Below are 7,627 nucleotides of genomic sequence, written 5' to 3'. Positions count from 1 at the left end.
AGGCAATCTGGAATGAATTTTGGCTAAGTTACTGTGAACGGAGTGAACAGTAACGTATAAGAAGGAGTCCTGCCCATAGAACTTTATTCTGTTACAGAAACATTACGGAGTAATTTCCTGCAACAGAAATAAAAAGAGCCACAACAGATTTCATATCCATCTGTTGCAACTCTCTCATTTACAGTCCTACATTCCCACTGTTCATCCCTTCTTTGCTGTCCTTATCAAGAGGCAGCCAGTCCAGGACTTTCTTAATATAACGATTCCAGAAATCCCACTCATGTGCTCCCGGACCTTCCTCGTAAGTTACATCCACACCCAGTTTCTGCATGGTATCTCTGAACTTACGGTTCGGAGGAAGAAGCGGATCATCCAGTCCACAGGCAAGGTACATATGCGGAAATGGGATTCCATCTTTTTTCATATTTTCGGCAATCCATTCCGGATTGATCTCACAGTCTTTGATCCGGGACAGATCTCCAAATACACTCTCCAGAAAACTTTTTTTCTCAAAGAACATAGGAGAACTGTCATCTGTTGTCCCCATTTTTTCAAGTATCATGGCTGACGAAAGGCCTGCGATATATCCGAATGTATCATGGTATTTCAGACCATTTCGGATTGCACCGTATCCTCCCATAGATAACCCGGCAATAAATGTATCTTCTTTTTTGTGGGATAACGGAAACATTCTTCGTGTGATCTTTACAAGTTCTTTTCCGATAAATTCACTGTAGTTTTCATTTGCATTCGGATGATCCATATAAAACATATTTGCTCCGGAAGGCATAACTACTGCCAGATTTTTTTCTTCTGCCCATCGCTTAATACATGTTCCTGTTACCCAGTCTGTGTAATTTCCCATTACTCCGTGAAGCAGATACAAAGTCTTAAACGGTTTGTTCTCTTCTTCTGTTTCTTCTCCAAAAAACACTTTATCAACCGGCAGGATTACATTCATTGTTACCGGACGCATCAGTGCTTTTGAAAAGAAGTTCACTTCCATTAATGCCATCTTCTTATCCTCCCTTATGTTTTTGCAAAGCCTTTACAGCATTTTATTATACAAAAAACACCTGAAAAAAGCTACTGTCATATCCGACAGCAGCTTCTTTTACGCTCTAATGCTGATGTAAATATTTTTCTCTTGTAGCGAGCCCACCTCTGATATGCCGCTCCTGCTTGTTCACATCCAGAACCTGTCTCACTTCACATGCCAGTCCCGGATTGAGCTGACTGAGACGGTCAGTGCAGTCCTTATGTACAGTGCTCTTACTAATCCCGAATTTCTTCGCCGCCTGACGCACCGTTGCCTTTGTATCAATAATATAATTTGCAATTTCCACTGCCCGCTCCTCGATATAATCTTTCACGGATAAGCCTCCGAAGACGCTGTTTTTACAGTGTATGCACAGAAATTTCCGAATATGTAGCAATCGTTTTTATAGTTGTGCCTTATAAAAGAACGACCGTCCATACCGGACGACCGTTTCACTCATTGCAATCTTATTTAAATTTAATCTCTTTCCCTTCCAGTCTCCACTGTCTGAATTCTGCGGAAGCAGATAACAGAAGATCTGAAGAAGAGTTCAGAGCTGTTTCTACAGAATCCTGAACTACGCCAATGATAAATCCTACTGCAACAACCTGCATGGAAATGTCATCTGAAATTCCGAACAGAGAGCATGCCATCGGGATCAGAAGAAGTGATCCGCCGGCTACACCGGAAGCGCCACATGCTGACAGAGCTGCAAGAAGACTCAGGATAATTGCTGTCGGAATATCTACATGAATACCAAGAGTAAATGCAGTTGCCATTGTCATAACCGTAATAGTGATAGCCGCACCATCCATATTAATAGTTGCACCAAGCGGAATGGTTACAGAATAAGTATCTCTGTCCAGTCCCATCTCTTCACAGACTTTCATGTTTACCGGAATATTAGCTGCGGAACTTCTTGTAAAGAAAGCTGTCAGCGCACTTCTCTTCAGGCATTGGAAAATCAGCGGATATGGATTCTGGCGGATGCACCAGTAAACCAGAAGCGGATTGGTCACAAAATAGATAAACAGCATACATCCTACAAGAAGAAGCAACAGTTTTCCATAAGTCGTAAAGATATCCAGACCGTTTGTAGATACTGTGTTAAATACCAGACCAAAAATTCCAAAAGGTGCAAGATTAATGATCCAGGTTACTACCATGGAAATACCATCTGCAACATCAGCCAGAACCTTCTTTGTCATCTTATCAGCTACACGAAAAGCAAGCCCAAGAAGAACAGCCCACATCAGGATCCCTACATAGTTTGCATTTACCAGTGAAGATACCGGGTTGGCAACCACGTTCAGAAGCAGGTTATTTAATACCTCAACGATACCCTGCGGTGCGCTTGTATCTGTTGCTGCATTTGCAAGTGTCATCTTTACAGGAAATGCCATACTCGCAAATACCGCAATCACTGCTGCCAGAACTGTACTGAACATATAAAGAATGATAACTGTCTTAATAACTCCTCCGTGAGATTTTCCTGCATTACACAAGGAGCTGATAACCAGAAAGAATACCAACAAAGGTGCGATTGCCTTTAATGCACTTACAAAGACATCACCCAGAATTGCGATTCCTGTTGCCTGCGGTACAGCAATTCCCAGAATCGCACCCAGAATCAGGCCAACCAGGATTCTCTTTACAAGAGCAATCCTGGTCCATTTGTCCCAAACTTTTTTCATTTCTTTAATCCTCTTTCCCTTTAATTTGATAAAACAATGATACGTTACATTATAAAGGAAGCACATAGAATATGCAAGAACATCTTTATAAGTGTATTGTATTTCTGTTTTTAAATTATTCAAAAAAGCAGATGTCGTTCAATCATTTATATCTGATTGAACAACACCTGCTTTCTCTCCGGCGCAGTGCGATTCTGTCCGGAGGATCTTTTTATGTTATAGGTATATTACGAAATAATTTCCTATAACATGAAAAGTCTCAGCAACTCTGCCTCCGGAAGTGGTCTTGAGAAGTAATATCCCTGGACCATGTCCACACCCCACTCTCTCAGCAGACTCACCTCTTCTTCTGTTTCTGCTCCTTCTGCTACAATTATATATCCCATATTCTGCATAACCGTCACAATACTGTGGTAAAAAACAGCAGCCTGTTCATCACAGGTAATCCCTGTTAACAACGATCTGTCCATTTTCACCACATCAAACGGAAGTCTCAATACTGCATTCAGATTTGCATACCCTGAACCAAAATCATCCAGACATAATCCGATTCCCGCATTCGTAAAATCCTCCACAGCTTTGCAGAAACTTTCACTGTATTCAGTTGCCACTGTCTCAGTAATCTCAAACTGAAAATATTTCGGTGAAAGCTCATGCTCCTTCACTATATTAATCAGAAGCTGACTGTGTCCCGGTTTTAGCAGTTCGGAAGGTGACAGATTGAACTTTACATTCTTAATCTGTTTCATCATATATTCATTCTCTTTAATAAAACGGCACACCCTTCTGAACTGAAGCAGTCCGATCTGTGCAATGAGCCCCTGCCTTTCTGCAATACCGATAAACACATCCGGCGGGATCATTCCCATACAGGGATGCTTCAGCCTGCTCAAAGCTTCGAGAGTAATATAACGATCTTCCTTTGTCCAGAATACCGGCTGATAGTACACTTCAAACAGGTCTTTATCCACTGCTGTTTTCAGGAAATGCTCCACCTCTTTTTCATAACGGAAGCCCTCCAGAATCCTGTCATCTGACTGAATCACTACCGTTTCATCTGCACGTTTTACCAAAGATATCAGATACTCGATATATGCCAGCAGTACATCTTCCTTCTCCATCTTTTCACCGTTGATAATCCCGCAGATGATTGCCGGAAAAGTGATTTTTTCCCCGTCAGTTTCAAAAGGTTCTTTGAAATAGTTCTCAATCTCCTGTCTGTTTTTCTCATATTCTGTCAATGAATCTGTAATGATCAGAAAACAGTTTCCTGTGGTTCGGAACACCTGTACAGAACCTGTAATGTTTTGCAGTTCTCTTGCAATCTGTACCAGAAGCAGATCACCTGTACTGCTTCCGTAAACCTTATTAATCTGTTTCAGCATAAACAGCTCTACAGCAATCACATGAAACTCGATTCCTTTGGTAAATTTCTCCTGTATCCAGTTATCAAAATACCTTTTATCAAATGCTCCTGTTGTACTGTCTATATAATCACCTGGATTGTTCATCATAAGATAGAGAAATATGAGACCAAGTGCCAGTCCAAAACCTGACAGAAATATGTATCCTGTATACAGTTCCACTCCTATACATACGCCTTCTATCACAAGAAATTCGCCTGCAATACTCATCTTTTCCGGCGTATAGTCCTCTCTGCTTCTGATCATACGCAGCATTATCAGAACGATATAAACCAGGGCATAGAAATAAAGAAACACGTACCCTGTTCCTTTTTGAAAAACGCCATTACTGTCAAAACAGAAGAATCCCCCGCTTCCAAGGTTTCCAAGTACAGCTATCATCATAGCCACCGTAATCCCGGCACAGATCACAGATGATGCACCGCTCTTTTTCTCATTTTCACGCGAATCAGGAATACATGAATACAAAATATAAGGAATCAGAATATCAAGCAAATAGATTCCTGTCAGAATACCCATGACAGTTCCTTCATCTTCCGCTGTGTAATTCATAATTGTCAGCGTACCCAACAGGTCAGACAAAATATATAAACCGCTCAGGACAAGTATATATGTAAATGTTTTCACATTTGCATTATGCAGTTTCTTCTGCGTCAGAAAATGATATAAGAGTAACGCTGTAATAATAACTGCCGCTACCTGAAAGTTTATATTATAATTCATGTGTCTTTCTCTCTTTCATTTTATTCTGATACATATTCGTATCTGCCTCATACTTCCATTCACCGGTTGTCTTCAGCTTTCCCCTGTCATCCCGAATTAAACTGAAACCTCTTGAAATGGACAGGCGATATCTGCTGTTTCTGTTATAACGCCTTATTTCTTTATCCAGTTTCTCAGACAATGCATTCCTGTCTTCCTCCGGATCAAACACAACTACCGCAAACTCATCTCCTCCTGTGCGATAACATGTTCCAATTGCTCCAAAAACATTCTCAATGCATCTGGCAGCCGCCACAATAACCTCATCTCCTGCCGCTCTGCCAAAATCATTATTGATCCTGCGCAGATAATCAATATCCATAAAGACCAGCAGGATATCCTTATGCTCATTCATGGTTTTCGGAATTTCCGCCAGCAGATTTTCAAAAGGTTTCCTGCTCTGCATTCCGGTCATCCAGTCCTCTTTCATCAGTCGTTCATATGCCTGCATTTCTGTCCGGTAACGGACCTTTCCAACAAGACTGATCACAGTATCTGCAATGATCATAACCAGAAATACCAGTATTCCAAACTCAAATATTGCTCCATAATAGGATATTTCAAACAGCCAGTACAATGACAGTGACAAAAGTCCACTGAACAATAATATCATATAAGCGATCAATATGATCTGCACACTTCGATCCGGCTTCTTTCTATATTCTTTCCAGAGCAGTACCGCTACGATCAATACCCACGTTATCAGCAGAACATGTGTTACAAACAGCATATCTGCAAACGTGAATACCCCGAAATAGGCCAGAAGTCCCTGAATAAATGCATTCAGATAAAACACAGCAATTCCTGCATCCAGAATGCGTTCCTTTTTCAGTCCACCTATTTTCTGGGCAAAATGCAGCATCGGTACCGAATGTAACATAAACATATAAAAAGAAATCGTACAAAGCATATCCGGATGACTGCTATAGGTCTGGATCGCAGAAGAATCTGTAATCAGCCAGACTGCACATATCATAAGGAACAATGCTACATCGCGAAATCTGGCATCCGGCATCTGACGGTATTTCAGATAAACTGTAATCAACAGAGAAATAACGCTCAAAACAAGAAAACACAAAGCAATACCTATAACTATTCCTGAATTCTGTAAATGTAAAGCAATGACTGCACTTCCGGTTCCAATATAAACAGAAGTCAAAACATACTTTCCGTGATGTGGATTTGAATAAACCAGCTTCAGCGGCTCATTCTGCATGTCTGTAGGGATTTCCCCTACACATTCCAGTTTTGATTTCATCTGCGTATTCCTTACAAAGGTTGTATCCTGATATTCATAGATGGGACGGTCACCCAGCCAGATTTTCAGATCATACTGTGCACCTCTGGTTGTAACTACCTTACCGGCATCCAGATCAGTAATCCCGTCATTATATAATATCAGTTCTTCCCCTTTCTCTGCCTGTATTGTATCCGGAAGAGTAACTTTTGTTCTTTTTCCGTTGTCATAATAGTACCAGCCAGAAGATATCTTCCTGATCTGGTTCACCGGCTGCATCTTTTCTCCCAGTGACATAACTCCCAGAACAGCAGCAAAAACAGCCATCACCATGATAAACAGAAATATCTCTATGTTTTCTTTTTTCTTCTTCTGATTATATTTCACACGCTTCTCCTTCTCTTATTTCCAGAATCACAACTGTTCAGTACCTCAGCAGGATAATAAACTGCTGAATAGTTACCTTTATATTATTTTCTGAAGGTGCTGTCAGAAAATAATATAAGAGTACTATAAACCAATGTTATACTAACATCCCACTATAAAAAATACAAGACACAAAAACAGCCACCTTTTACAGTGACTGTTTTACTTCTGCTGTTCTTTTTTCCTGTTGATGATCCGTCTCATTATACTGCTCAAAACGGCTCTCGATCTCTACCAGCATATTCGCATATTCTCTTAATTCCTCTTTTAGCTGTTCCTTATCCGTGCGTTCCTTTTTGTATGAAATCCGATGCTCCATACTGGCCCAGAAATCCATGGACATAGTACGAAACTGTATCTCCACCGGGAAGTATTCCATTCCATCCAGACAATATACCGGCACTCCTACGATCACATGATAGCTCCGATATCCATTTGGCTTCGGGTTTCCAATATAATCCCGTTCTTTGATTACTATCAGATCACTCTGACTCTTCAGAAGTTCTGTCAGATTATAGATATCATCTACAAAATAGCAGATTACCCTGACACCTGCAATATCCTGAAGATAATCCTTCGCATTCATCACAGTAGGTTCTTTTTTCTTTCGCTGCAGTTTTTCTTCAATACTCTGTTTCTTCTTAATCCTGCATTGGATGTTGTGGATCGGTCTTGCAGATGCCTCACCGTACAGGTTGTGATTCAACACATCAAGACGTGTGAGAAGCATCTGTTTAGCATCTTCATATGGTTGTATAAATTCATAGTATTCTTCATCTGTCATATTATTTCTCCTGTAAAAACCTCTGCAGTTATTCTTCTGTCTTTCATATTTCTTATTCTGTACTTCTTTGCAGAACTTGGCATTTTTCCACATTTGTACTGCAAAATAACCATTTTTCCCCATTACGTTTCCATCATACAAAAGAAATGTGTTTAATCAGTGTCCCAATTCTAATCATTTTATAAACAAAATTCTCGTCTGCTTACACTTACATATGGCACTGCTTCTCATGCACAATCCCGCCACACTCAGAGCATCAGC

At 40.5% G+C, this 7,627-nt stretch carries 6 protein-coding genes; all 6 read right to left on the bottom strand.

From position 1 onward, the window contains the following. Positions 1-178 precede the first annotated feature (178 nt). A complete protein-coding gene (locus LJE11_RS14540) occupies positions 179-1,015 on the bottom strand; it encodes an alpha/beta hydrolase (protein ID WP_118610237.1) in 837 nt (278 codons plus the stop codon). Positions 1,016-1,121: 106 nt separating this feature from the next. After that, positions 1,122-1,373, bottom strand: a complete 252-nt coding sequence (gene spoIIID, locus LJE11_RS14535) for a sporulation transcriptional regulator SpoIIID (RefSeq protein ID WP_022380265.1) — start codon at positions 1,371-1,373, stop codon at positions 1,122-1,124. A gap of 133 nt (positions 1,374-1,506) precedes the next feature. Next, positions 1,507-2,733, bottom strand: a complete 1,227-nt coding sequence (gene sstT / locus LJE11_RS14530) for a serine/threonine transporter SstT (RefSeq protein WP_118616667.1) — start codon at positions 2,731-2,733, stop codon at positions 1,507-1,509. 242 nt (positions 2,734-2,975) lie between these two features. Then, complete coding sequence (locus LJE11_RS14525) at positions 2,976-4,880, bottom strand: EAL domain-containing protein (protein ID WP_227296136.1); 1,905 nt, start codon at positions 4,878-4,880, stop codon at positions 2,976-2,978. Next, positions 4,870-6,543 (bottom strand): GGDEF domain-containing protein, encoded by a 1,674-nt coding sequence (locus tag LJE11_RS14520; RefSeq protein ID WP_227296135.1) that lies wholly within the window; start codon positions 6,541-6,543, stop codon positions 4,870-4,872. The genes LJE11_RS14525 and LJE11_RS14520 overlap by 11 nt, the downstream gene beginning before the upstream one ends. 187 nt (positions 6,544-6,730) lie before the next feature. After that, complete coding sequence (locus LJE11_RS14515) at positions 6,731-7,366, bottom strand: GTP pyrophosphokinase (protein WP_119245716.1); 636 nt, start codon at positions 7,364-7,366, stop codon at positions 6,731-6,733. Positions 7,367-7,627 lie beyond the last annotated feature (261 nt).

The organism is Blautia sp. DFI.1.216 (assembly GCF_020594215.1).
GTDB classification, from domain to species: domain Bacteria; phylum Bacillota; class Clostridia; order Lachnospirales; family Lachnospiraceae; genus Blautia_A; species Blautia_A wexlerae.
Note: the sequence above shows the minus strand (reverse complement) of the source record. Positions and strands in the feature narration are given on the sequence as shown.

Excerpts from the sequence above, each read along its gene's own strand:
- LJE11_RS14540 (WP_118610237.1), bottom strand. The coding sequence starts at position 1,015 with ATGGCATTAATGGAAGTGAACTTCTTTTCAAAAGCACTGATGCGTCCG.
- sstT (WP_118616667.1), bottom strand. The coding sequence starts at position 2,733 with ATGAAAAAAGTTTGGGACAAATGGACCAGGATTGCTCTTGTAAAGAGA.
- LJE11_RS14525 (WP_227296136.1), bottom strand. The coding sequence starts at position 4,880 with ATGAATTATAATATAAACTTTCAGGTAGCGGCAGTTATTATTACAGCG.
- LJE11_RS14515 (WP_119245716.1), bottom strand. The coding sequence starts at position 7,366 with ATGACAGATGAAGAATACTATGAATTTATACAACCATATGAAGATGCT.